Annotated in this window: 22 protein-coding genes, 1 tRNA gene and 1 rRNA gene; 20 read left to right on the top strand and 4 right to left on the bottom strand. The window is 65.0% G+C overall.

What is annotated here, in order from left to right; translation table 11 throughout:
* Positions 1-31: 31 nt before the first annotated feature.
* From rrf to A3K89_RS23365, 19 genes are all read left to right on the top strand, one after another.
* Positions 32-148: ribosomal RNA gene (rrf, locus tag A3K89_RS23460) — 5S ribosomal RNA — on the top strand.
* A gap of 102 nt (positions 149-250) precedes the next feature.
* A complete protein-coding gene (locus tag A3K89_RS25615) occupies positions 251-1,225 on the top strand; it encodes a hypothetical protein (RefSeq protein WP_084424034.1) in 975 nt (324 codons plus the stop codon).
* A complete protein-coding gene (locus A3K89_RS23445; RefSeq protein ID WP_068431457.1) occupies positions 1,222-2,211 on the top strand; it encodes an HAD-IIA family hydrolase in 990 nt (329 codons plus the stop codon). Before A3K89_RS25615 ends, A3K89_RS23445 begins: the two co-directional genes overlap by 4 nt.
* Before the next feature lie 67 nt (positions 2,212-2,278).
* Positions 2,279-2,494 (top strand): hypothetical protein, encoded by a 216-nt coding sequence (locus tag A3K89_RS23440; RefSeq protein ID WP_068431455.1) that lies wholly within the window; start codon positions 2,279-2,281, stop codon positions 2,492-2,494.
* Position 2,495: 1 nt separating this feature from the next.
* Complete coding sequence (locus A3K89_RS23435) at positions 2,496-3,323, top strand: TlyA family RNA methyltransferase (protein WP_068431454.1); 828 nt, start codon at positions 2,496-2,498, stop codon at positions 3,321-3,323.
* Positions 3,320-4,276, top strand: coding sequence for an NAD kinase (locus A3K89_RS23430; protein ID WP_068431452.1), 957 nt, complete (start codon positions 3,320-3,322; stop codon positions 4,274-4,276). Before A3K89_RS23435 ends, A3K89_RS23430 begins: the two co-directional genes overlap by 4 nt.
* A gap of 2 nt (positions 4,277-4,278) precedes the next feature.
* On the top strand, positions 4,279-6,039 hold the full coding sequence (recN, locus tag A3K89_RS23425; protein WP_174551500.1) for a DNA repair protein RecN: 1,761 nt from the start codon (positions 4,279-4,281) through the stop codon (positions 6,037-6,039).
* A gap of 89 nt (positions 6,040-6,128) precedes the next feature.
* The gene (steA, locus tag A3K89_RS23420) at positions 6,129-7,313 is read left to right on the top strand and encodes a putative cytokinetic ring protein SteA (protein ID WP_068431517.1); all 1,185 of its coding nucleotides are present in this window, start codon (positions 6,129-6,131) and stop codon (positions 7,311-7,313) included.
* Entirely contained in the window at positions 7,310-8,254 is a 945-nt protein-coding gene (locus A3K89_RS23415) for a copper transporter (protein WP_068431448.1), read from the top strand. The genes steA and A3K89_RS23415 overlap by 4 nt, the downstream gene beginning before the upstream one ends.
* A gap of 153 nt (positions 8,255-8,407) precedes the next feature.
* Positions 8,408-10,156, top strand: a complete 1,749-nt coding sequence (locus tag A3K89_RS23410) for a CTP synthase (protein WP_068431446.1) — start codon at positions 8,408-8,410, stop codon at positions 10,154-10,156.
* Positions 10,153-10,782 (top strand): NUDIX domain-containing protein, encoded by a 630-nt coding sequence (locus A3K89_RS23405; protein ID WP_068431444.1) that lies wholly within the window; start codon positions 10,153-10,155, stop codon positions 10,780-10,782. The genes A3K89_RS23410 and A3K89_RS23405 overlap by 4 nt, the downstream gene beginning before the upstream one ends.
* A 4-nt stretch (positions 10,783-10,786) precedes the next feature.
* A complete protein-coding gene (gene xerD / locus A3K89_RS23400; RefSeq protein WP_068431443.1) occupies positions 10,787-11,701 on the top strand; it encodes a site-specific tyrosine recombinase XerD in 915 nt (304 codons plus the stop codon).
* 338 nt (positions 11,702-12,039) lie between these two features.
* A complete protein-coding gene (locus A3K89_RS23395; RefSeq protein WP_068431516.1) occupies positions 12,040-12,939 on the top strand; it encodes a ParA family protein in 900 nt (299 codons plus the stop codon).
* Positions 12,936-13,781: a segregation and condensation protein A gene (locus A3K89_RS23390; RefSeq protein WP_084424032.1), complete on the top strand. Its 846-nt coding sequence runs from the start codon at positions 12,936-12,938 to the stop codon at positions 13,779-13,781. Before A3K89_RS23395 ends, A3K89_RS23390 begins: the two co-directional genes overlap by 4 nt.
* Positions 13,774-14,457 (top strand): SMC-Scp complex subunit ScpB, encoded by a 684-nt coding sequence (scpB, locus tag A3K89_RS23385; protein WP_068431442.1) that lies wholly within the window; start codon positions 13,774-13,776, stop codon positions 14,455-14,457. Before A3K89_RS23390 ends, scpB begins: the two co-directional genes overlap by 8 nt.
* A gap of 14 nt (positions 14,458-14,471) precedes the next feature.
* The gene (locus A3K89_RS23380) at positions 14,472-15,542 is read left to right on the top strand and encodes a pseudouridine synthase (protein ID WP_084424030.1); all 1,071 of its coding nucleotides are present in this window, start codon (positions 14,472-14,474) and stop codon (positions 15,540-15,542) included.
* Positions 15,542-16,225 carry a (d)CMP kinase gene (gene cmk, locus A3K89_RS23375; protein WP_068431440.1) on the top strand — a complete coding sequence of 228 codons (684 nt, stop codon included), beginning with the start codon at positions 15,542-15,544 and terminating at the stop codon, positions 16,223-16,225. Before A3K89_RS23380 ends, cmk begins: the two co-directional genes overlap by 1 nt.
* On the top strand, positions 16,222-17,658 hold the full coding sequence (der, locus tag A3K89_RS23370; RefSeq protein WP_068431432.1) for a ribosome biogenesis GTPase Der: 1,437 nt from the start codon (positions 16,222-16,224) through the stop codon (positions 17,656-17,658). The genes cmk and der overlap by 4 nt, the downstream gene beginning before the upstream one ends.
* A gap of 86 nt (positions 17,659-17,744) precedes the next feature.
* A tRNA-Pro gene (locus tag A3K89_RS23365) sits at positions 17,745-17,818 on the top strand.
* Positions 17,819-18,165: 347 nt separating this feature from the next.
* Here the strand turns inward: A3K89_RS23365 and A3K89_RS23360 are convergent.
* From A3K89_RS23360 to A3K89_RS23345, 4 genes are all read right to left on the bottom strand, one after another.
* A complete protein-coding gene (locus tag A3K89_RS23360) occupies positions 18,166-19,092 on the bottom strand; it encodes a DUF1942 domain-containing protein (RefSeq protein ID WP_068431429.1) in 927 nt (308 codons plus the stop codon).
* A gap of 631 nt (positions 19,093-19,723) precedes the next feature.
* Complete coding sequence (locus A3K89_RS23355) at positions 19,724-20,692, bottom strand: LLM class flavin-dependent oxidoreductase (RefSeq protein WP_068431426.1); 969 nt, start codon at positions 20,690-20,692, stop codon at positions 19,724-19,726.
* 209 nt (positions 20,693-20,901) lie between these two features.
* Positions 20,902-21,861 carry a YihY/virulence factor BrkB family protein gene (locus tag A3K89_RS23350; RefSeq protein ID WP_068431423.1) on the bottom strand — a complete coding sequence of 320 codons (960 nt, stop codon included), beginning with the start codon at positions 21,859-21,861 and terminating at the stop codon, positions 20,902-20,904.
* Complete coding sequence (locus A3K89_RS23345) at positions 21,861-22,355, bottom strand: CsbD family protein (RefSeq protein ID WP_068431420.1); 495 nt, start codon at positions 22,353-22,355, stop codon at positions 21,861-21,863. The genes A3K89_RS23350 and A3K89_RS23345 overlap by 1 nt, the downstream gene beginning before the upstream one ends.
* A 319-nt stretch (positions 22,356-22,674) precedes the next feature.
* Here A3K89_RS23345 and A3K89_RS23340 point away from each other — a divergent pair, with 319 nt between their 5' ends.
* Entirely contained in the window at positions 22,675-23,487 is an 813-nt protein-coding gene (locus tag A3K89_RS23340) for an RCC1 domain-containing protein (protein ID WP_157105428.1), read from the top strand.
* Positions 23,488-23,531 lie beyond the last annotated feature (44 nt).

The raw sequence follows: 23,531 nt of genomic DNA, 5'->3' as shown, positions 1-23,531 counted from the left end.
TTGTGTTCCGTGTGTGACTGTTTCACAGAGTTACGGCGGCCATAGCGGAGGGGAAACGCCCGGTCCCATTCCGAACCCGGAAGCTAAGCCCTCCAGCGCCGATGGTACTGCACCCGACAGGGTGTGGGAGAGTAGGACACCGCCGTGCATCTATCGAAAAAGGGGACCCAGCCACTGGGTCCCCTTTTTTCGTTTCTTACTGCCTGTCTGATTTCATGGGTAGCGACCCGCTCGATCGAAAGGAACTGCTGTGCCGGAAGACAGCAACGAACGCCGCTCCTTCCGCGGCAACGGATCCTCCCGTTCTCAGGACCCACGCGGCGGAACCGGAGGCCGGTCGAGCGGCGGTCGTTCGGGCGAAGGAAATCGTTCCGGGGATTCTCGTCGAGCTGAAGGCACAGGTCGCTCCGATGCTCCTCGCGGCGATGGACGCGGTCGTCCCGACGCCCGTCGGAACGACGGGCCCCCTCGTCGCCGCGGAGGCGAAGGCGGATTTGCAGGCGATCGACGCAGAGGTGCGCGCGGGCCCGCCGATCGGCGCCCTCCCCGCCCCGACGAACCCGATCTTCCCGACGAGGTCGAGCCCGGCGAGCTGGATCCGGCCGTTCGTCGCGATCTGCTGAGCCTGGACAAGAACAACGCGTCGGCCGTGGCGCGCCACCTCGTGATGGCAAGCCGCCTGGTCGACGATGATCCGCAGCTCGCGTTGCAGCATGCACGCGCCGCTCGTCAGCGCGCGGGACGGATTGCCGTCGTACGTGAGACTGCCGGCATCACCGCGTACCACGCGGGCGAATGGGCGGAAGCGCTGTCGGAACTGCGGGCTGCTCGCCGCATGGCCGGCGGGCCGGGGCACCTCGCAGTCATGGCGGATTGTGAGCGCGGGCTCGGCAGGCCCGAGCGCGCGATCGAACTCGGGCGTAGTGACGAAGCACGTGCGCTGACGGGCGACGAGGCGTCGGAACTCCGCATCGTCGTCGCGGGGGCTCGTATGGACCTGAACCAGTACGACCAGGCCGTCGTCACCCTGCAGACGCCGGACCTCGACGCATCCCGGTCGGGGACGGCCGCTGCGCGGCTGTTCTACGTCTATGCCGATGCGTTGGTCGCTGCCGGCCGTGTGCAAGAGGGCGTGAAGTGGTTCCTCAACGCGGCGGCTGCGGATGTCGACGGGGAAACGGACGCCGAGGAGCGCGTCGAAGAACTGTCGGGTGACGGTCAGTGACGACTCTGCGATCGGCGCACGACGTCCTACTTCTCGACCTGGACGGGACCGTCTATCAGGGCGACAAGCCTGTCGTCGGAGCCGCCGACGCGTTGCGCGGTGGAACCGAGAAGCGCTACTTCGTCACCAACAACGCAAGTCGCTCACCGAAGCACGTGGCCGAGCACCTTCGCGCGCTCGGATTCGACACGTCCGAGGATTTCGTCGTCACCAGTGCCCAGGTCGCGGCGCGGATGTTGGCCGAGAAGCTGACTCCCGGAGATGCCGTCATGGTGGTCGGTACCGAGGCACTGGCCGACGAGATCTCCACCGTCGGTCTGACGCCGGTGCGGTCGGCCGATCAGTCGCCTGTAGCCGTCGTTCAGGGTCACAACGTCGACACCGGCTGGAAGGCGTTGGCCGAGGCGGTGTTCGCCATTCAGTCCGGCGCCCTGTGGGTAGCGACGAACATGGATGCGACGCTCCCCACCGAACGGGGATTCGCACCCGGGAACGGATCGATGGTGGCGGTCGTGCGGACCGCTACGGGTGCCGAACCGGAGGTCGCAGGCAAGCCGGCGTCGCCCATCATGCGCGACGCGATCCGCCTGAGTTCGGCGTCGTCGCCCCTGGTCGTCGGTGACCGCCTCGATACCGACATCGCGGGCGCCCATGCGACCGGGATCCCGTCCCTACTGGTGCTCACCGGCGTCAGCAGCGCGGTCGACGCACTTCGCGCGGGCGAATCGGAGCGGCCCACCCATATCGGCTTCGACCTGGACGTGCTGAACCAGCCTGCCGAAGTGTCGTCCGTGGGCGTGAAACCGGGATGGTCGGCATCCGTCGGCGCCGGAGTCCTGACGGTCTCGCACGACGGAACCACTGCGGTGAACACCCTGGACGGATTGCTCACTGCCGCGTCCGTCGGATGGTCGGCAACGGACTGGGACAGGGTCGAGGTCGTCGGCTCCGGACTGGACGAGCTCCGCGCCCTACTCGAGGTGTGACACGTCGTCCCGCGTCGCGGTACTGCGCTGGAACATCTGTCGGCCCGATCGGATAGCGTTGTGGGCGATGAGCACGTCCATTCCACTCCCAGGTCAGCATCGTCCGCACGATGCCAGCACGCCCGTGGTCGAACCCGGTGCCGTCGCAGCCGAGGTCGACCAGCTACTGGACCGGCTTCCGGATCGTGACGCACCTCCGATGGATCTGAAGGTTCAGGCGCAGATCCTCGAACGCGCGCACGACGTGCTCGTGCAGGCGCTGTCGTCCGTGGACAAGAGCTGACGTGGCCCGACGCGCACGCGTCGACGCCGAACTCGTGCGTCGAGGGATGGCTCGGTCACGCGAACACGCCGTAGAGCTGATCGACGCAGGCCGAGTCAAGATCGCAGGCACGGTGGCCACGAAGCCGGCGACTGCCGTCGAGGCAGGTACTCCGCTCGTGGTGTCCGCCGAGGACAACGAAGTCAACTGGGCCTCGCGCGGTGCTTACAAACTCCTCGGCGCGCTCGAGGTGTTCGAGCAGAACGGGTTCTCGGTTGCGGGCAAACGCTGCCTCGACGCGGGTGCGTCCACCGGCGGGTTCACCGACGTTCTGTTGAGCAAGGATGCTGCCGAGGTTGTCGCGGTCGACGTCGGATACGGGCAATTGGTGTGGCGGCTGCAGTCCGACGACCGTGTGACGGTCGTCGATCGCACCAACGTGCGGTCGATCGACGCCGACACCATCGGGGGACGGGTCGAGGTCGTCGTCGCCGATCTGTCGTTCATCTCGTTGAAGCTGGTGCTACCAGCGTTCGTCGCGTGCGTGGTTCCCGGGGCCGATCTGGCGCTGATGGTGAAGCCGCAGTTCGAGGTCGGCAAGGATCGCGTCGGCTCGGGCGGTGTCGTCCGCGACCCGGCGTTGCGTGCGGAGTCGGTGATCGACGTCGCGAACACCGCACGTGATCTGGGTCTGGCACTCCGGGACGTGACGGCAAGTCCGCTTCCTGGTCCCTCGGGCAACGTCGAGTACTTTCTGTGGCTACGATCGCAGACTGTCGAGCAAGCGGACGACATGGAGCGCGACATCGTTGCCCTTGTCCAGCGTGCCGTCGAGGAGGGCCCACAGTGACAACCGAGGGAGGGACAAGCACCGTGCGAGAGATTCTGCTCGTCGCGCATCCCGGCCGTCCCGACATCGCCGATACCGTCCGTCGGGTCGGAAAAGTATTGTCGCAGGCCAACATTCGGCTTCGTGTGCTCGTCGACGAGGTCGATTCCAGTCGTATCGAGCCGTCGGGCCGTGACAAGGGCGACGACTCCCTGGAATCCGAACTCGAACTCCGCGTGGTCGAATTCGGACCCGATGCCGCCGTCGGCTGCGAACTGGTTCTCGTGCTCGGCGGCGACGGAACGTTCCTCCGCGCCGCCGAACTGGCGAAGACCGCGGACATTCCGGTGCTGGGAATCAACCTCGGGCGCATCGGTTTCCTGGCCGAAGCCGAGGCCGACCATCTCGAGGATGCGTTGGCTCGCGTCGTCACCGGTGACTATCGCGTCGAGGATCGGATGACGCTCGACATCGTGGTTCGGGCGGGTGAACGCGTCGTGGACCGTGGTTGGGCTCTGAACGAGGCCAGTGTCGAGAACGGTTCGCGCCTGGGCGTTCTCGAGGTCGTCCTGGAAGTCGACGATCGTCCGGTGTCCGCGTTCGGATGCGACGGGGTTCTGATCTCGACGCCGACCGGATCGACCGCCTATGCGTTCTCCGCCGGCGGACCTGTGGTGTGGCCGGAACTCGAAGCAATTCTGGTGATACCGAGCAACGCGCACGCTTTGTTCGCCCGGCCGCTGGTCACGAGCCCCGAGTCGATCATCGCCGTCGAGACCGTCGCCGGAAGCCATGACGGGGTCGTGTTCTGCGACGGTCGTCGAACACTGCAACTGCCTGCGGGCGGGCGCGTGGAAGTCGTGCGGGGCGCGTCGCCCATCAAGTGGGTGCGCCTGGACTCGGCGCCGTTCGCCGATCGAATGGTCACGAAGTTCGCATTGCCAATCACTGGATGGCGGGGGAGAGCGAGGTAACCATGCTCGAAGAGATTCGAATCGACAGCCTCGGTGTCATTTCTTCGGCTAGTGCCCAGTTCCACGAAGGTCTGACGGTTCTGACCGGTGAGACCGGTGCGGGTAAGACGATGGTCGTCACCAGTCTCCATCTGTTGTCCGGCGCGCGTGCCGACGCAGGTCGAGTACGGCTCGGTGCCGATCGTGCAGTCGTCGAGGGCCGGTTCAGTACCGAGACGGCGTCGGCGCAGGTGGTCGACGAGGTCGAGCAGGTGCTCGAATCGGCAGGCGCGCAACGAGACGAGGACGATTCCATCATCGCGTTGCGCACGGTCAATGCCGACGGTCGCTCCCGCGCTCATCTCGGCGGTCGCAGTGTGCCCGCGTCCGTGCTGTCGGGTTTCACCGACTCCCTGCTCACCGTCCACGGCCAGAACGATCAGCTGCGATTACTCCGACCGGATCGTCAGCTGGGCGCGTTGGACCGTTTCGCCGGTGACGCGGTCTCGGCCCCGCTGAAGAAGTACCGTTCCGCTCGTTCCGCATGGCTCGCTGCTCGCACGGAACTCCTCGACCGCACCGAACGCAGCCGCGAACTGGCGCAGGAGGCCGATCGCCTTCAGTTCGGACTGCAGGAGATCGACGCTGTCGCACCCGAACCCGGCGAGGACGTCACCGTCGCAAACGATGTCCGACGCCTCGGCGACCTCGACTCGCTGCGCGAATCCGCCGAATACGCCAGTGCGGCACTGTCCGGAGACGACGCGGGCGAAGGGTTGTCCGTCCTCCACCTGCTCGGGGAAGCACGTAGCAGGCTGGAATCCGCCGACGACGCTGTGCTCACGGAGCTCGTGCCGCGGCTCAACGAGGCGTTGGCCGTCGTCACCGACGTCGGAGCCGACATCACCTCGTATTTGGCGGACCTGCCGTCGGATCCCAGCGCACTCGAGACGCTGCTGAACCGTCAGGCCGAGTTGAAGGGCTTGACGCGGAAGTACGCCGCGGACGTCGACGGCGTCATCGCATGGGCCGACGACGCACGCGAACGCCTCGGAAAGATCGACGTGTCCGCGGACGCGCTGGCCGAACTGTCCGCTCGCGTCGACGAGACTGCAGCCGAAGTCGCCGCTGCAGCAAGCAAACTCAGCGCGGCCCGCGCGAAGGCTGCCGCCAAACTGGCCAAGGCCGTCAGTACGGAACTCGCCGGGCTCGCGATGGGCAAGGCCAAACTGCAACTCGATCTCCGCACGATGCCGGCGGGACCGAACGACAGCGCGCCCCTGACCGTCGACGGCTCCGAGCTTCATGCCGGACAGAGTGGCGTCGACGAGGTCGAGTTCAAACTGTCCGCGCACGACGGTGCTCAGGCTCTGCCGATCAGCAAGAGTGCGTCCGGCGGTGAGCTGTCGCGCGTGATGCTCGCCCTCGAAGTGGTGCTCGCGGGCTCGGACAAGGGCGCAACGATGGTCTTCGACGAGGTCGATGCCGGAGTCGGTGGCCGGGCTGCCGTCGAGGTGGGCCGTCGTCTGGCCAGACTCGCGCGGACGCATCAGGTCATCGTCGTCACCCACCTTCCGCAGGTGGCGGCGTTCGCGGACACACATCTCGTCGTGAACAAAGCAGATGCCAAGAAAGGTGCTGCGAACAGCGGTGTGAAGTCGTTGTCGTCGTCGGAACGCGTCGTCGAACTGGCTCGCATGCTGGCAGGACTGGACGACACCGAGACCGGACGCGCACACGCGGAGGAGCTGTTGGCGACGGCCAGAGCGGACCGAGAGAACTGATCCACGGCTTGGTACTCGTGTGACCAGTGTGGTAACTGTTTCGGCGCGCCTCCGCCGTGGTGCGTGACGTCGGGGTCATCATGGGTGCCATGAAGATGCCCGCTCTGTTATCACGAAGTCAGGATTCGCTACCCGGAATCAGTGGTATCGCCCGGGTGGATCGCAACACCGCCAAACTGCTGAAACGGGTAGGCCCCGGGGACATCGTCGTGCTCGACGAGTTGGACCTCGACCGGCTGACCGCCGATGCACTCGTCGCAGCGGGCGTCCTCGCGGTCGTCAACGCGTCGCCGTCGATCTCGGGTCGATACCCGAATCTCGGACCGGAGGTGATCGTCGCCAACGGGATCACGCTGATCGATTCGGCGGGCGCCGAGGTCTTCAAGAAGATCAAGGACGGCACGAAGATTCGCCTGAACGAGGGCGGCATCTACACCGGCGATCGCAGGCTCGCGAAAGGCGAGGAACAGAGCGAAGCCGAGATCTCGGACCGGATGATCGAGGCCAAGACCGGTCTGGTCGATCACCTGGAAGCGTTCTCGGGCAACACGATCGAGTTCATCCGAACCGAGAGCCCGCTGCTCATCGACGGTGTGGGCGTTCCCGACATCGACATCGTGCTGCAGGATCGTCACGTCGTCGTCATCGCCGACGGACCGGGCCACGCAGAAGACCTGAAAGCCTTGAAGCCGTTCATCAAGGAGTACGCCCCGATCATCATCGGTGTCGGTGCAGGCGCCGACACGGCAATGAAGGCGGGGTACCGGCCCGACCTCATCGTCGGCGACCCGGAAGAGATCACGGCGCAAACGCTCAAGTGCGGCGCCGAAGTCGTACTTCCCGCGGATTCCGACGGCCACGCGAACGGTCTCGAGCGCATTCAGGATCTCGGTATCGGGGCGATGACGTTCCCGGCAACCGGTGCTCCCGCCGATCTGGCGCTGCTGCTGGCCGACCACCACGGCGCGTCATTGATCGTCACCGTCGGCAGCCCGGCGAGCCTCGACGAGTTCTTCGATCGAGGTCGACGCAACACCAATCCGGCTGCGTTCATGACGCGTCTCAAGGTCGGCGCCAAACTGGTCGACGCGAAAGCCGTTGCGACGCTGTATCGCAGCCGCGTGTCCGGGGGCGCCGTCGCTCTGGTCGTTCTCGCAGCGCTCGTCGCGATCATCGTCGCGCTGATGGTGTCGAACATGGGCACCGAGGTTCTCGACTGGGCAGTCGACCTGTGGAACAGCTTCGCCCTCTGGGTTCAGGGGCTGCTCGCGTGATTTCGATGCGTCAACATGCCATTTCGATCGCGGCGATCTTCATCGCTCTCGCGATCGGAGTGGTACTCGGCTCCGGCCTGCTGTCCAGCGGGCTCGTCTCGGGTCTACGGGACGACAAGACGGGGCTCGAAGATCAGGTCGACTCGCTGCAGAGCACCAACAACCAACTCGGCGAACAACTCAACTCTGCGGACGGGTTCGATGCCGCGGTGTCGGGGCGTGTGGTTCGGGATGCGTTGGCGCAGAGGAGCGTCGTCGTCATCACGACGCCGGACGCCGATCCAGGCGACGTCGACGGAGTCACCCGCTCCATCGAGGCAGCGGGTGCAGCGATCACCGGGCGTGTGTCGCTGACGGATTCGTTCGTATCCGCTGCGAGCGGCGACGACCTGCGCACCAGACTCACCAATGTCGTGCCCGCCGGAACGCAGCTGCGGACCGGGGCCGTCGATCAGGGGAGCATGGCAGGTGACCTGCTCGGTTCGGTGCTGCTCCTGAACGCACAGACGGCGGAACCGCAATCGTCGCCCGAGGAGCTGTCCTTGGCGCTCGAAACGCTACGCAGCGGCGGATTCATCGCGTACGACAACGGCGCTGTCGCGCCGGCCCAGCTCGCTGTCGTCGTCACCGGCGGAAACACCGGTTCGGACGACGGCAATCGCGGCGCGATCGTTGCCCGCTTCGCCGGCGGACTCGACGGCAGGGGAGCAGGGACGGTCCTCGCAGGTCGGACCGGAGCTGCGGAGGGCAACGGCGCGGTAGCCGTCGTTCGTGCCGATGCAGCACTCTCTTCGGGTGTCAGCACAGTCGACAACGTCGATCGCGAGGCAGGCCGCATCACGACCACGCTCGCGTTGCAGGAGCAGTTGGACGGCGCGGCGGGCCGCTACGGCACGGGAGCCAACTCGACGGCCGTCACCGTCGGAGCGCCTGCACGGTGATTCGCACCGCTCCGACGCGCGCGTCGTTCGCGGTATGTGCCCGACAGGTGTTACCGTGAAGACCCGTGGGTAGCAGGCCCATTATGGACGTAATACCTCTCTTGCCAGCTCTCTGGCAGGAGCAAGCCCTGCAGATTGGTCACGGGAGCATCATTGTCACGCCTTCAGTCGCGATCTGACACCAAGCACATCTTCGTCAGCGGGGGCGTCGCGTCCTCGCTCGGCAAGGGCCTCACGGCGTCGAGCCTCGGCCAGCTACTGACAGCACGCGGACTTCGCGTCACCATGCAGAAGCTCGATCCCTATCTCAACGTGGATCCGGGCACCATGAACCCGTTCCAGCACGGTGAGGTGTTCGTCACCGAGGACGGTGCCGAAACCGACCTCGACGTCGGCCATTACGAGCGCTTCCTCGATCGCGACCTGTCCGGATTCGCGAACGTCACCACCGGCCAGGTGTACTCGGCGGTCATCGCGAAAGAACGCCGCGGCGAGTACCTCGGCGACACGGTCCAGGTCATCCCGCACATCACCGACGAGATCAAGAGCCGAATCCTCGCGATGAACGGCCCGGATCTGCAGGGGCATCAGCCCGACGTGATCATCACCGAGATCGGTGGCACCGTCGGCGACATCGAGTCGCAGCCGTTCCTCGAGGCCGCACGCCAGGTGCGCCACGACGTCGGCCGCGAGAACGTGTTCTTCCTGCACGTGTCGCTCGTTCCGTTCCTCGCCCCGTCGGGTGAGTTGAAGACCAAGCCGACGCAGCATTCCGTCGCCGCTCTGCGCAGCATCGGTATCCAGCCCGACGCGCTCATCCTGCGGTGCGACCGCGAGGTCACCCCCGGCCTGAAGAACAAGATCGCCCTGATGTGCGACGTCGACGTCGACGGATGCATCTCGACGCCCGACGCGCCGTCGATCTACGACATCCCGAAGGTCCTGCACAAGGAAGGTCTCGACGCCTACGTCGTCCGCAAGCTGGGTCTGCCGTTCCGCGACGTCGACTGGACGGTGTGGGGCGGTCTGCTCGAGCGTGTGCACGAGCCTCGCGAAACCGTGCGGGTCGGCCTCGTCGGCAAATACGTCGACCTGCCCGACGCGTACCTGTCGGTCACCGAGGCGCTGCGTGCCGGCGGTTTCGCGCACCGGTCGAAGGTGGAGATCAAGTGGGTGCCCTCCGACGAATGCCAGACGCCTGCGGGCGCTCAGGCTGCACTGGGTGACGTCGACGCGGTCCTGATTCCCGGTGGATTCGGAATCCGTGGCATCGAGGGCAAGCTCGGAGCCATCGAGTTCGCGCGCACACGAAAGGTGCCGCTGCTCGGATTGTGCCTGGGCCTGCAGTGCATGGTCATCGAAGCTGCCCGGTCGGTCGGCCTCACCGACGCCAATTCGGCGGAGTTCGAGCCCGATACCGAGTACCCCGTCATCTCGACGATGGCCGACCAGGAAGACGCCGTCGCCGGTGAAGCCGACCTCGGTGGCACGATGCGTCTCGGTGCGTACCCGGCGAAGCTGATCAAGGGTTCGGTCGTCGCAGGTGCGTACGGTTCGACGGACGTTTCCGAGCGTCACCGCCATCGCTTCGAGGTCAACAACACCTACCGCGATCGAATCTCCAAGAGCGGCTTGGTGTTCAGTGGCACGTCGCCCGACGGCCATCTGGTCGAGTTCGTCGAGCTGCCCGCGTCGAAGCACCCGTTCTTTGTCGGCACGCAGGCGCACCCGGAGCTCAAGAGCCGGCCGACGCGTCCGCACCCGCTGTTCGCGGCGCTGATCGACGCGGCTCTGAAGTACAAAGCAGCAGAACGACTTCCCGTCGACGTGCACGGTGAGGACGCCGCGGCCGAGGACTCCGAATTCCCGGTTTCGGGTGCTACCGCCGAGAGCATCGGATGACCGAACGGCATGCGTTCGAGACGACAGGCTCCACGACGGTCTACGAAGGCGCGATCCTGGCGCTTCGCCTGGATCAGGTGCAGATGCCGGGCGGACGCGTCGCCGAGCGTGAGGTCGTCGAACATCACGGTGCCGTCGCGATCGTCGCGCTCGACGATCGGGGCCGGATCGCGATGATCGAGCAGTACCGTCACCCGATCGGGCGTCGACTGTGGGAACTTCCTGCAGGCCTGCTCGACGAGCTGAACGAACCTCCCGTCGATGCGGCCAAGCGCGAACTCGCCGAGGAAACGGGACTCGCCGCCGAACGGTGGTCCGTGCTCGTCGACGTCATGGCGTCTCCCGGCTTCACGGACGAGTGCGTGCGAATCTTCTTGGCAGAAGGGCTGTCCGAGGTCGACCGTCCCGAAGCGAGGGACGAGGAAGCCGACATCGAACTCGCGTACGTGCCGTGGGAAGAAGCCGTCGAGCGGGCCCTGGCGGGCGAGTTCGTCAACGCGTCGGCCGTGTCCGGTGTGCTTGCCCTCGCCGCAGCGAAGGCAGGCTCGAAGACACTCCGGCCTGCGGACGCCGAATGGGTGGATCTGCCGACCACGTTCGAGCGTCGGAAGAACTCACACGGGTAGCGACGTGCTGCCGGCGCAGATCGGGGCGTACGTCGATCACCTCGAGGTCGAACGCGGTGCTGCCGCCAACACGTTGTCCTCGTACCGCCGCGACCTGCGGCGGTACGAGGCGTTTCTCGGCGACCACGGCATCGACGATCTCGCGAAGGTCGCCGAAACGGACGTTGCCGAATTCGTCGTCGACCTCCGACGTGGGAGTGACGAATTTCCCGCTCTCGCAGCGAGTTCGGCTGCGCGGACGCTCATCGCCGTTCGCGGTCTGCACAAGTTCGCAGCGGCCGAAGGACTCGTGACGACCGACGTCGCAAGTGCGGTGAAGCCGCCCGCACCCAGTAGGCGTCTTCCGAAGTCCCTCCCGGTGGAGCAGGTCGTCGCCATTCTGGATTCGGCGTCGACCGAAGGTCCCGATGCGCCGCGCGGATTGCGGGACAAGGCAATTCTCGAATTGCTGTACTCGACGGGTGCGCGCATCTCGGAAGCCGTCGGACTCGACGTCGACGACATCGACACCGAGACGCGTTCGGTGTTGCTCCACGGCAAGGGCGACAAGCAGCGCCTGGTCCCGGTCGGGCGTCCGGCCATCGAGGCGATCGACGCGTACCTCGTGCGCGGTCGGCCGGGCTTGGTCAAGCGATCGACTCCGGCGTTGTTCCTGAACGCACGCGGCGGACGATTGTCGCGGCAGAGCGCGTGGCAGGTACTGCACTCGGCGGCCGAACGCGCAGGTATCGCGACTCCCGTCTCGCCGCACACACTCCGCCACTCCTTCGCCACCCACCTGCTCGACGGCGGCGCCGATGTGCGCGTCGTACAGGAGTTGTTGGGGCATGCCTCCGTGACGACGACGCAGATCTACACGCTCGTCACCGTCAACACGCTGCGTGAGGTGTGGGCGGAAGCACATCCACGCGCGCGATGACTGCTCCGGCGTGTTTTGCGCGTGTCCCGCGACGGCGTGGACGAGCCACACGGTAGCGTTTAGCCGACGGTCGTCGTGCAACCGGACGAGCCGAGGTCAACGGACAGGGGAGCGTAGGAGAAGTGTCGACACCGCAACTGCCAGCGACCGAGTCAGGCTCAGGATCGACCCTGGGCGACTCCGCGCAGGTGAGTCCGCGGTCGACCGAAGTTTCTCCCGCTGCTGCGCCCACCGAGGCGCAGCCGACCAACTCGCCCAGCGAGGCGCAGCCGACCAGCTCGCCCAGCGAGGCGCAGCCGACCAGCTCGCCCACCGACCAACCACACCATGACGGCGCGTTGTTCCATACGCGTCGACCCGAATCGAGCCGTGAGACGAGAGAGACCATTCCTGCGGCCAACGAGCTAGGACCCACGGGTCGCAAGACCCGCGAAGTTCCCGAACCCACCCCACTGGCCAGTCATGGACCGGCCAAGATCATCGCGATGTGCAACCAGAAGGGTGGCGTCGGCAAGACGACGTCGACCATCAATCTCGGTGCCTCCCTCGCCGCATACGGACGGCGTGTTCTGCTGGTCGATCTCGATCCGCAGGGCGCCCTGTCGGCAGGCTTGGGCGTCGCGCATCACGAGCTGGACCTGACGGTCTACAACCTGCTCGTGGAACCGAAGATCTCGGCCGATGACGTGCTGATGCGTACCCGCGTCGAGAATCTCGACCTGCTGCCGAGCAACATCGACCTGTCGGCCGCCGAAATTCAACTGGTCACCGAGGTCGGCCGCGAGCAGACGCTGGGCCGCGTCCTGCATCCCGTGCTCGACCGGTACGACTACGTGCTGATCGATTGCCAGCCGTCCCTCGGATTGTTGACGGTCAACGCGCTGACGTGCGCCGACGAGGTCATCATTCCGATGGAGTGCGAATACTTCAGCCTCCGCGGTCTGGCGCTGCTCAACGACACCGTCGAGAAGGTTCGTGACCGGCTCAATCCCAAACTCGAGCTCGCCGGCATCGTCGTGACGATGTTCGACGCCCGCACGCTGCACTCGCGTGAGGTCATGACGCGCGTCGTCGAGGTGTTCGGCGACGTCGTCTACGACACCGTCATCACGCGTACCGTGCGGTTCCCGGAGACATCCGTCGCGGGTGAGCCGATCACGACGTGGGCGCCGAAGTCCTCGGGTGCACTGGCCTACAAGTCGTTGGCCCGAGAGGTCATCTACCGGTCCGGCCCGTGACAGCGACGGTATCCACGTCGAGTGACACGCAGATCGAGGTTCCGGAGAACGAAGATCCGTCGCGATTCCGGGTCCGGCTGCTCAACTTCGAGGGACCGTTCGACCTGTTGCTGACGTTGATCAGCCAGCATCGGCTCGACGTCACCGAAGTCGCGCTGCACACCGTCACCGACGATTTCATCTCGTTCACCAAGAGCCTCGGCGACGAGGTCGGCCTCGACCAGACGACGGAATTTCTCGTCGTCGCCGCCACGTTGCTCGACCTGAAGGCAGCCCGGCTGCTGCCGTCGGGAGATGTCGAGGACGCCGAGGATCTTGCGCTGCTGGAGGTACGAGATCTACTGTTCGCCAGGTTGTTGCAGTACCGGGCCTACAAGCAGGTCGCGCAGCTGTTCGGTGAACTGGAGGCTGCTGCGCTACGCCGGTATCCGCGGTCGGTGTCGGTCGAGGATCGCTTCACGGATCTGATCCCCGAGGTGCTGCTGGGCGTCGATCCTGCGCGGTTCGCCGACATCGCTGCCGCTGCGTTTCGGCCGAAGCCGGTGCCGAAGGTCGGCCTCGATCACATTCACCAGCATTCGGTGTCGGTGCCGGAACAGGCGAAATGGATCATGGACAAGCTCAGGAGCAACGGCGAGGGTGCCTGGACGCCGTTCGGCGACCTCACCGAAGGGTGCGAGCACACCGTCGAAATCGTTGCGCGGTTTCTTGCGTTGCTCGAGCTGTTCCGCGAGCAGGTACTCGCGTTCGAACAACCCGAGCCGCTGGGAGAATTGCTGGTGAGCTGGACGGGCAAGGCGAAGTCCGACGACGTACTCGTCGCGGCGGTGGATTATGGATGAGGACGTTACACAGCTGGACGAGCAGGCCGAGGACGACTCGGAACTCGACGACGCGACCCTGGAAGCTGCGTTGGAGGCGGTACTGCTCGTCGTCGACTCGCCCGCATCGAACGAGCAACTGGCGTCGGCGGTGGGTAGCGACGTCGCGCGCGTGAAGTCGACGCTCGCGCGAATGTCTGCCGGATTCACCGAACGTGGCAGCGGAATCGACCTTCGCTACGCGGCCGACGGATGGCGTTTCTACACGCGCACGGCATACGCGCCGTATGTCGAGCGGCTCCTTCTCGACGGTGCTCGGTCGAAGCTCACACGTGCGGCATTGGAGACTCTGGCCGTTATCGCATATCGTCAACCGTTGACTCGCGCGCGGGTCAGTGCTGTGCGCGGCGTCAACGTGGACGGGGTGATGCGCACATTGCTCGCTCGCGGACTGATTTCGGAGGCCGGAGTGGATTCGGAATCGAACGCGACGACGTACTCCACCACCGAGTTGTTCCTCGAACGACTCGGCCTGGCATCGCTGACGGACCTGCCGCCGCTGGCACCGTTGTTGCCGGGTGTCGACCTGATCGACGAGATCAGTGACAGCATGGACACGGACCCGAGAGTCACCCGCTCCACCAAGAACCGCGGATCGAAACCCGATCCGGTAGCCGAGCTCGACTCGGACGACTGAATAGGTACACAAAAGTGAACAAGCCCGCTCGCCGTGATGGCACACCGGACAGGAACAGACAACAGGCTCCGCGCAGGAAGCCGACCGCAGGTGGCAGGTCGGAGGATCCGCGCAGCGGAACCGCACGCGGAAGCGCCCCCCGCAAGGCCGCTCCGCGCAAAGCCGCCGATTCGTCGGGACACAGCGGCATCAACGATCGCAGCAACGACGCGGTGCCCCGCAAGAAGCCTTCTCGGCCCAAACCCCCGAAGCCGCAGAAGAAGCAGGTCCCCACGACCACCATCAGCAACGCCAAGCCGGCGAAGCACCAGTACGCCGACGCGGACAGCAAGCGTCGTCACGTGCCCCGCGGTGAGGGCGTTCGCCTACAGAAGGTTCTCGCGCAGGCAGGCGTCGCATCGCGGCGTGCCGCCGAGGAACTCATCGCCGACGGACGCGTCGAGGTCGACGGTCGGATCGTCACCGAGCAGGGCATCCGCATCGATCCGAACGTGGCGGTCGTGCGTGTCGACGGCACACGCGTCGTCGTCAAGGAAGAGCTCGTCCACCTCGCGATGAACAAGCCGCGTGGCTGGCAGTGCACGATGTCCGACGACCTGGGACGTCCCTGCGTCGGCGACATCGTGTCCGAGCGTGTCCAGGCCGGTCAGCGCCTGTTCCACGTCGGCCGTCTCGACGCCGACACCGAAGGCCTGCTGCTGTTCACGAACGACGGTGACCTGGCCCATCGGTTGATGCACCCGTCGTACGAGGTCTCGAAGACCTACCTGGCGACGCTGTTCGGCGCGATTCCGCGTGACCTGGGCAAGAAGCTGCGCGACGGCGTCGTCCTCGACGACGGTCCGGTCAAGGTCGACGGCTTCGCCCTTCTCGACATCTCGAACGGCTTGTCGCTCGTGCGCATCACGCTGCACGAGGGTCGCAAGCACATTGTTCGACGCCTGTTCGATCACGTCGGGTTCCCCGTCGGCCGCCTCGTGCGCACCGACGTCGGCAACATCGCTCTGGGCGACCAGCGTCCCGGCACGCTGCGTGTCCTCGGACGCGGCGAGGTCGGCAAGCTGTACGAATCGGTAGGCCTCTGATGGCGGGTCTCGTCGTCGCCATGGATGGTCCGTCGGGGACTGGGAAGTCGACGGTGTCGCGCAAGCTCGCCACCGCGCTGGACGCCCGATACCTCGACACGGGCGCGATGTACCGCGTCGCGACGGTGTGGGTGCTCCGCGCGGGGATCGATCCGACCGACCCGGACAAGGTTGCGGAGGTCGTCGCGACACTGCCACTGGACATCGGCACGGACCCGACCGCGGAAGCCGTCACGATGGGCGGCGAGGACGTCTCCGCCGAGATTCGTGGCGACGCCGTCACCAAGGCGGTTTCTGCGGTGTCCGCCGTACCGCGTGTGCGCGAGCTTCTGGTGCAGATGCAGCGTGACATCGCTGCGTCGTTCCCTCGGATCGTCGTGGAAGGGCGCGACATCGGCACCGTCGTCCTGCAGGATGCCGACGTCAAGGTCTTCCTGACGGCGTCACCCGAGGCGCGTGCGGATCGACGCAACAAGCAGAACATTTCTCAGGGACGAGGCGACGACTACGAAGCCGTCCTCGCCGACGTCCAACGCCGCGATCACGCGGACTCCACCCGCGCGGTGTCGCCGCTGCGGCCTGCGGAGGATTCGGTGATCGTCGACACCAGCGACCTGGGCATGGACGGCGTCATCGCCGCGTTGTTGCAGGTCGTAAGCGACAGAACTGGAGTTGTGCAGTGACCGACGATTTCTACGCGGCAGAAACGGCCGGCGACGGCACCTGGAGCGACGAGGGGGAGTGGGATCTCGCCGACTTCGTCGACGGTGACGAGGAGGGCGCGGACGTAGCTGTTCCGACGCTCGCGGTGGTCGGACGTCCCAACGTGGGCAAGTCGACTCTCGTCAACCGCATCATCGGCCGTCGTGAAGCAGTGGTCGAGGACATCCCCGGCGTGACCCGGGACCGTGTCTCGTACGAGGCGAACTGGGCCGGACGTCGATTCCTGGTGCAGGACACAGGCGGTTGGGAGCCCGATGCTAAGGGCCTGCAGCAATCCGTTGCGCGCCAGGCGGAATTGGCGATGCGTACTGCCGACGCGATTCTGCTCGTCGTCGACGCCCGTGTCGGGGCGACCACCACGGACGAGGCCGTCGCACGTACGTTGCGGCGATCGAAGACTCCCGTGATCCTAGTGGCCAACAAGGTCGACGACGCACGGACCGAATCCGAGGTCGCCTCGCTGTGGTCGCTGGGTCTCGGTGAGCCGCAATCGGTTTCGGCGACGCACGGTCGCGGAACGGGTGACTTGCTCGACCTCGTGCTCGAAGCGCTACCGGAAACACCGCGTGAAGGAATTCCTGGTGGGGGTCCGCGCCGAGTTGCGTTGGTGGGCAAGCCGAATGTGGGCAAGTCGTCGCTGATCAACAAGCTGTCGGGAGACGAGCGGTCGGTGGTGCACGATGTTGCCGGTACGACGGTCGACCCCGTCGACTCACTCGTCGAATTGGGTGGCAAGACTTGGCGTTTCGTCGATACTGCTGGTCTGCGCAAGAAAGTCTCGCACGCGAGCGGTGCGGAGTTCTACGCGTCGTTGCGGACGAAGTCGGCGATCGAGGCCGCCGAGGTCGCGATCCTGTTGATCGATGCGTCGCAGGTGATTTCCGAGCAGGACCTACGGGTGCTGAGCATGGTGGCCGATGCCGGACGCGCGCTCGTGCTCGCGTTCAACAAGTGGGACCTCGTCGACGAGGACCGTCGCCTGCAGCTCGAGAAGGAAATCGACCGCGATCTGATTCGTGTGCCGTGGGCGCAGCGCGTCAACATCTCGGCGCACACCGGTAGGGCCGTTCAGAAGCTCGTGCCGGCGCTCGAGACGGCGTTGGAGTCCTGGGACAAGCGAATCCCGACCGGACGCTTGAACAGCTGGCTCAAGGAGGTCGTCGCCGCGACGCCGCCGCCGATGCGTGGTGGCCGTCTGCCGCGAATCATGTTCGCGACGCAGGCGACGACGCGGCCCCCGACGTTCGTGCTCTTCACTACGGGCTTCCTCGAGGCCGGCTACCGCCGGTTCATCGAGCGGCGCCTACGTGAGGAATTCGGGTTCGACGGCAGCCCTGTTCGCGTCAACGTGCGTATTCGTGAGAAGCGCGAAAGGCCCGGCAAGCGTCGATGAGCTGACCCGCCCCGTCCTCGAGCAGGCGATTTCCTCTCAGGGGCGGGGCTGGGGTAGTCTCATCGAGCACCCCGAGAGGGGTGCGGCGGGCTGTGGCGCAGCTTGGTAGCGCACTTGACTGGGGGTCAAGTGGTCGCAGGTTCAAATCCTGTCAGCCCGACATATATAAGCGCAGTTCAGAGGCGGTTTCGGAGAAATCCGGAGCCGCCTTTTTCGTCTGCGTGCCGCGAGAGTGTCACCACTCGTTCCTTTCAGGGTCGAATTCGGCGCTGAGGCGGTGTCCAGGTGGATCCACGGATGTCCGGAAATCTGCGTTGGTTGAGCGAATGGACCCGGGCGGACGAAGCCACTTGATTCGGCAGGATTGCTGTCAAGTAGCTATGGAGTCCAGAGAGGTCCGTGTCGAGTTGCCTCTTGGGACTAGATCGATGGCTCCGTTTACTTGTCGTCTAGATCCGCTGGCAGCGCACTGTCGATGCGGCGTGTGCTAGCCGCTGTCGTTCGCGTTTAACACGGGATGATGTAGCTCGGGTCTGTGGTGGTGTCGAGCCATTTGCCGTACGAGTCGCCGCCGGATGCCGCGACGGCGGCGCATACCTCGGCCGCGGTCGTGCCCGCGATGCGGTAGACCGCGTAGATAGCGTTTCCGTCGGTGGTGGCTTGTCGAAGCGACGGACACGCGTTGTCGGTGCGCAGATACTGCGCACCTGGGTTGGCGAGTAGTTCCGCTGCGACCTCCTGCGCGTAGGTGTTCGGGTTGGTTGCCGAATACAGCACGACGATGCCTGTGCCGTTGCACGACGGGACTGACACGGTGGAGGCCAGGGCGAGGTCGCCTCGTGCCGATCCGGTCGAGGGCGTAGGTGCGATGGCTGGCGAGGGAGATGTAAATGGCGCGGATGCTGCTGATTGTCCAACCCACTTGGCCAGTTCGTCTCCGAGGGCGCCGTTGTAGCGAATGGATGCGATCGGCGGTCCGGTGACATCGAAGGCGACAACTCCTTTGAGGATGTCTCCCGATGTGACGGTTCCTGTCGGAAGTTGCCCGTCGACTGTCCCGAGTGCTGCGTCGTAGGAGGTGCCGTCGGCCGCCCTGGCGGTGAAGTAGAGCGGATTGACGTTTGTGGTCCCTCGAACCCCTTCCACTGTGACTGTGATCTGGTGCAGTTCACCGGCGGCGGGGAGGCCGTACTTCGACCCTTGTGCAGGGGCGAGGGTTTGGACGGTAATCCGAGTCGTCACGTCGTCGTCGGTGACATCCTGTGCGGCTCCGATCGGAACCGTCGCATCGGTCGGTCGCGCAGTAGTCGCATCGGTGCTCGTGCCGCTTCGTTCTGCTGTCGGGACGCCGCTGGTGCTGCCGCAGCCTGTCAGAACGAGCGCGGTGATGGCAGGGACAAGGAGCCACGATGCTGCGATGTACTTGGGCGTCATTGATGCGTCCCGTTTCTGTGTCGGTGTATGCCGATCAAGTATCTTTGTGTGCTGCCAGGCGTTACATCTGAGCACTTTAGAGCGTGCCGGAGCGGTCCATCGAATTCCTGACACGCCGCACCGAGGACGATAGGAGCTGCACCGAGCTCACAAATGCGATCCATCCACTGGCGTGTCCCACAGGTGGAGCGGTGAATTGTCTGCGCTAGAGGATCTTAGTTGGCGCGGACGAAAACTCCGTCGCTTGCGTGGGATCCGAGCCCAAGTCCGGCGTTGCTCTCGATCTGTTTCCACGTCGGAGTCATGCACAAAACCTACCCGATAGTTTGATCTCCCAGGGAACCGGGTTCCGCCCTGATTGAGTTGTGGCGCAATCGAATAACGCAGTACGTGCGGCCCCGGCTGCCCGAGGGCGCGCTGCTGGATCTGCCAACCGCCGAAGGATCCAGTGGGATGCAGGCAATACCGGTGCACCGGTCGGTAGCTGTGGTCAACACACTCACAGAGCTGCCTTCGCCGTTGGTGATGTAGGCGGTTCCGCTCGAGTCGGTGGTCAGGTCTGGGTTGGCTCTCACTGGCTCGGTGGTCTCGACGGCACTGGTCGCGGTATCGATCACGGTCACTCCGACCTTTACCCGAACAGCGTCAGCATTGTTTCGAAGTTGCGCAAACTGTCGAGATAGTCGTGTCCCGACGGGGGCACCAGCACCGCGGTGTCGACTCCTGCTTCATGCAACTGACGAATGCGCTGCGCCACGGTTTCGGGCGTTCCCGCCAATGCAAGACGGTCGACCCATTCCGCGGGCATGCGCTCTGCGAATTCGTCGGCTGTCTCGCAACGAGACCGCAAGTCGTAGAGCTTTTCCGAGAAGTCCAGGGGTTGGATGTGGGCACGCCATTCGGGCTCGGCCACTACGCGTAACGCTGGCCGCACCACCTGACGTGCCGAGTCGGCAGACTCGTTCACTGCTGCCACGTTGTAAGCGACTATTCGGTGCTCGGCGCCGCCGCGTATGGATTGCCGAGCGGCGACGACGTACTCAGGTGTCGATGGCTCGGCAAGGATTGTGCCGTCTGCTACTCGGCCCGATTCCCTGAGAGACTTCGGTCCGCGAACGCCTGCCATGATCGGCGGCACCGAGCGAGGAGGAAACTCGAGCGCGATGTCATCGAGGTGTACGTAACGGCCGGCTGATTCGATGGTCTTGCCTGAAAGCAGTTCTCGGACTGCGGTGATGTTCTCGGACAGCATTGCAAGGGGGCTTTCGGGCCACACTCCTGCTTGCTGCATCCAGGTAGGCATTCCGTGGCCAATGCCCAGGATCAGTCTGTCGCCGTACAACTCCGTCAGGAAGGACACTTCGAGCGCCGTCGCGACCGGGTTCCGCAAGGCGGCAGGAAGGATGCCGATACCGACAGTGATCCGACTGGTCGAGGCCAGTACGGCTGTCGCCTGGGCGATCCCGCCGCGAAAGAAGCAATCCTCGGCGAGCCACAACTCGTCGAAACCTAAACGTTCCGACGTGTGCGCGAATGTCAGAAAGTCCTCGATCGCAATATCTCTGGGTAGCAGCACGCCCAGCTTGTTCGCGTTGTGCACAGGTCACTCCCGTCGCGGCACTCGGACCGACCCCGACCGTGCCGAGCATTTCGAGGGCGGTGGCGTCAGTATGCCCGTGGAACGATGATTTCGTTCGTGATATCGGCGTCCGAACATCACTCGGAAGCGGCTTTCGCGGACCCGGCGCTCAGGGCAGACCACGCTGATACGAGATCGTCCAGCCGAGCGATCGGCCTTCTTCCGCGACGTCACCGGGCATCGCTGTCGTCGTACGTGACGGTGATTTCCTGAAATCCCTTGTTGCGCTGGGCTTCTGCCTGTCCGGTGTAAGAGTTCTTGTCTCCCTCGGTGAGGTCGACGTTGTCCGTGAAGGGCGTCAGCAGAGCCCGGGGGTGCAGGTTGTCCACCCGCACCGCGTTGATCTCGATGCACACGACGATGAGTACCGACGCGACGTACAGAAAACCCAACAGACCCAGGACGATTGCGAAGACACCGTTACTGGTGCTGACATTCCCGACTACGTAGCGAATGTAGATTCCGCCGAAGGACTGGAGTGCCTGCCAGATCACCGCTGCCGCAATCGCTCCTGGAAGAACGTCTCGCACCGAGAGCGTTCGAGCAGTGCCGATACGAAAGGCCGCGGCGAACACTGCGCTGTTCAGCACGATTGCTCCGACGAGGGCGAGCGTACCGCCGGCGACACCGAACATGCCCGACGACGCCACTGCGTTGAGGACCGTCAGTCCGACGATCGCGGAGCCGACCGTGGTCAGCAGCAACAAGCCCCTGAGCCGCGCCCGTAGCGGATCCGGCTGAATGTTCCGTGGGACGGACCACGCCGTATTGAGTGCGTGTTGCGCTGCCAGGGAGACCCCGAGTCCGCCGTACAGGGAACCGACTACGCCGATGACGATCGCGGTGACACCTCCGCTGAGCCGATCCGGCTGACCCAACTGATCGCCGATCACCGGGATCTGACTCATCGCCGAATCGAAAATGCGCTCCTGCAGTTCGGGGTTGCCCGACAATACGATGCCCAGCAACGTCGTGAACAGCAGCAGAAGAGGAAACAGCGACAGGAACGCGTAGTAAGCGATCAGCGCAGACAGATACCCGCCGCGGTCGTCGAGAAACTTGTAGACGACCGCGAGCGGAAATCCTGCCGCGGGATGCCTCCGTTGGAATGCATCGATGCGTGAGACCATCAGCGGCCGAAAATCGGCTTCGAGCCCGTGCTCCGCGCGATTGCCCGGGCAGCGCGCTTGGATTCGCGCACCAAGTGCGGTGAGCGTCGACGACGGTTACGGCTGATCAGAACCGCTGCAAGCACGGCGCCGACAACCGCTGTGACGACAGCCAGTGTCCGGGGCGAGGTGGCCGTGTCGACGACGGCATCTACGTCGACTTCGCGAGCCTTCGCGGATGCCCGGTCCACCAGATCCGCAGCGGTGTCGGCCGCGTCGGAAGCGGTGGCCGCTGCGCTGTCTGCGATCGACGATGCCGCCTTGGTCGCCGAGTCAGCTACGCCGGAGGCAACATCGGACACGGTATCGGCTGCTTGATGGGCGTTGGCTTTCGCCTTCTCTGCAGCCCCGCGTCCGCGCATCTCGTCGTCACCCGTTGCTGAACCGATGTGCTCTTTCGCCTCACCGGCGATCTCCTCGGCCTTGTGCTGCGCCTTGTCGATGAAGTCGGACATCCTTTTCCTCCACTCGTGATCGCGGTCCCGCGGAATCGAGGTTCGACACCGCGAACGGGTCGGCGCCGAGTTACCGGCAGCCGTTCGTAGGGAGTTGGTCGTAGACACTCACGTAAAGCGCGCGTCTCGGCTCCAGCTTGTGACGCACGACACGCCAACGGAGACGCGACGAGCCGTGCCGGAATGAGTTGTCCATCAAAGAGCGATATCTGTCCGGACGCTCGAGTCCGCATGACGCAACAAGTACGCGTTCTCCCCGTTCGATAATTACGCTCGCACCCTGGGACAGAAAACGAGGACGACCGAAACGGTGACCGCGATGCAGAGCATTGCTGCTGGGCGGCGGCATTCCGTCGGAGTGTTGGCCAACGGTTCAGCTGTGGCCGCGGGAAACCCAGACTGGCCCGAGACCCAGGTTGCCGCCTGGTCCGAACTGACGATGGTTGCAGCCGGAAACGTTCATGCAGCCCCCAACACCGGTCGATCACACACGGTCGGACTGCGCGCAGACGGCACCGTCGTCGCGGTCGGCTGGAACGGCGACGGCCAGTGCGACGTCAGCGACTGGACGAACGTGGTCGAGATTGCCGCTGGTTGGCGACGGACGGTCGCCCTCTTCGCCGACGGGACCGTTCGTGCGGTCGGAAGGCGAGCCGAGGGAGCATGCGACGTCGAGGATTGGCGGGAAATAGTCGACGTCACCGCCGGGGATTGGCACACCGTCGGCGTTCACGCCGACGGCACCGTTTCAGCCGCAGGTAACAACCACCGAGGGCAATGCGCCGTCGAGAACTGGCGAGACGTGAACACCGCGTCGGCAGGATATCTGCACACTGTTGCAACCACCGGTGACGGCCGAGTCCTGTACTGCGGCAATCGGAATGCTGGGGCTGATCACTGCCGCACGTGGGAGAACATCACCGCTGTCGCCGCAGGTAGTCACCACACGGTCGGTATCGTGTCGGGTGGCCGGGTTCGTGCGGCGGGTGTCAACACTCGGGGTCAGTGCGACGTCGACACATGGCGCGACGTCGTCGCCATCGCTGCCGGCGCCGAACACACCATAGGGTTGCGCGTCGACGGCTCGGTCCTTGCGACCGGCAACAACGACGATCAACAGTGCGAGTTGTGACGGTCGTTCGACACACAGCTGAGCACGATATCGAAATGATCCGT

The sequence above is a fragment of the Rhodococcoides kyotonense genome (assembly GCF_001645385.1).
Classification (GTDB): domain Bacteria; phylum Actinomycetota; class Actinomycetes; order Mycobacteriales; family Mycobacteriaceae; genus Rhodococcoides; species Rhodococcoides kyotonensis_B.
Note: the sequence above shows the minus strand (reverse complement) of the source record. Positions and strands in the feature narration are given on the sequence as shown.

What these genes read in the sequence shown, in the direction of transcription:
- A3K89_RS23440 (WP_068431455.1), top strand. Translation starts at nt 2,279, where the DNA reads ATGAGCACGTCCATTCCACTCCCAGGTCAGCATCGTCCGCACGATGCC.
- recN (WP_174551500.1), top strand. Translation starts at nt 4,279, where the DNA reads ATGCTCGAAGAGATTCGAATCGACAGCCTCGGTGTCATTTCTTCGGCT.
- steA (WP_068431517.1), top strand. Translation starts at nt 6,129, where the DNA reads ATGAAGATGCCCGCTCTGTTATCACGAAGTCAGGATTCGCTACCCGGA.
- A3K89_RS23405 (WP_068431444.1), top strand. Translation starts at nt 10,153, where the DNA reads ATGACCGAACGGCATGCGTTCGAGACGACAGGCTCCACGACGGTCTAC.
- scpB (WP_068431442.1), top strand. Translation starts at nt 13,774, where the DNA reads ATGGATGAGGACGTTACACAGCTGGACGAGCAGGCCGAGGACGACTCG.
- cmk (WP_068431440.1), top strand. Translation starts at nt 15,542, where the DNA reads ATGGCGGGTCTCGTCGTCGCCATGGATGGTCCGTCGGGGACTGGGAAG.
- A3K89_RS23360 (WP_068431429.1), bottom strand. Translation starts at nt 19,092, where the DNA reads ATGACGCCCAAGTACATCGCAGCATCGTGGCTCCTTGTCCCTGCCATC.
- A3K89_RS23350 (WP_068431423.1), bottom strand. Translation starts at nt 21,861, where the DNA reads ATGGTCTCACGCATCGATGCATTCCAACGGAGGCATCCCGCGGCAGGA.
- A3K89_RS23345 (WP_068431420.1), bottom strand. Translation starts at nt 22,355, where the DNA reads ATGTCCGACTTCATCGACAAGGCGCAGCACAAGGCCGAGGAGATCGCC.
- A3K89_RS23340 (WP_157105428.1), top strand. Translation starts at nt 22,675, where the DNA reads ATGCAGAGCATTGCTGCTGGGCGGCGGCATTCCGTCGGAGTGTTGGCC.